This is a genomic window from Bacillus sp. OTU2372 (assembly GCF_038440275.1).
GTDB classification, from domain to species: domain Bacteria; phylum Bacillota; class Bacilli; order Bacillales; family Cytobacillaceae; genus Neobacillus; species Neobacillus bataviensis_B.
The window spans coordinates 1-1,195 of sequence record NZ_JASATK010000062.1 but is presented as its reverse complement, the minus strand read 5'-3'; the positions used below and the strand labels follow the sequence as shown (position 1 = coordinate 1,195).

At 41.4% G+C, this 1,195-nt stretch carries 1 protein-coding gene; it reads left to right on the top strand.

The genetic code is table 11. The features are described from left to right. A partial coding sequence (locus tag AAHB15_RS29865) for an IS110 family transposase (protein WP_342043893.1) occupies positions 1-970 on the top strand: 970 nt, incomplete at its 5' end. Positions 971-1,195 lie beyond the last annotated feature (225 nt).

The following is a 1,195-nucleotide window of genomic DNA, read 5'->3' as shown; positions in this document are numbered from 1 at the left end:
AAACCTACTAGTATGCTATGAAGCAGGATCTACAGGTTATGGAATTTACCGGTTACTTCTATCTATGGACATTGAATGTATGGTTGTGGCACCCTCCCTTATTCCTAAACGATCTGGAGATCGTGTCAAAACAGATAAACGAGATTCTATTAGATTAGCTCAGCTTCTTCGTGCTGGAGAGCTTACTTCTGTATGGGTTCCAGATGAAGATCATGAAGCACTGAGAGACTTAATTCGTGCTCGTCATGATGCTCGTGAAGATCTACAAAGTTCTCGCCAGAGACTAATTCACTTCTTACTTCGCCATGAAATACGTCCTCCGCAAGGAGTTCGAAATTGGTCTGTTAAACATCGTGAATGGCTAAAACGATTAACATTTGAAAGAGCTTCTCAACGTATTGTTTTTCAAGAATATCTCCATGCAATCCATGAAGTAGAAGATCGTATGAAACGAATTGAAGTTCAAATCCATGAAGAAGCTCTTCAAAGTGAACACGCACCTGTTATTCAAGCACTTCAAACATTAAGAGGGGTTGCAGAAGTAACTGCCGTTACCTTGGTTGCTGAAATTGGACAGTTTTCTCGTTTTGCTAACCCAAGACAGTTGATGTCCTACGCTGGACTTGTTCCAAAAGAATACTCTAGTGGATCAAATCGTTGGCAAGGTTCGATTACGAAAACAGGAAACTCACAAATTCGCCGTTCCATAGTAGAAGTTTGTTGGTCTTATCGTCATCGCCCATCTCTTAAAGGTGAATTGCTTAAACGCCAAGAGGGTCAAGATCCAGAGGCAAAACGTATTGCTTGGAAAGCTCAACACCGTCTTCACATGAAATATCACCGTATATCTGCTAAAGGAAAAGGTGGAAAAGTGGCTGTAGTTGCTGTCGCCAGAGAATTACTTGGCTTTATTTGGGCTATCGCTTGTGCTATTGAGGATAAACAAGTTAGTGAATTGAATGTTGCATAAATAGATTGTAAATAAGACTTTATGATGGATTTTTTTACGATTAATAACTTTGTGATGAACATTGAAGATTTGGCTCGAAGGCAAACTCCCGGGAAGGAGAACCCTCATGTTCAACTATGCACTAGGTCTTAGAACTGAACGTGCGCCGTTAGTCCGAGGCAGCTCCGTGACGGATGGAGTGAAATGTGGTACCCAACCCACGCATATCAGTTTGTATACCACCGT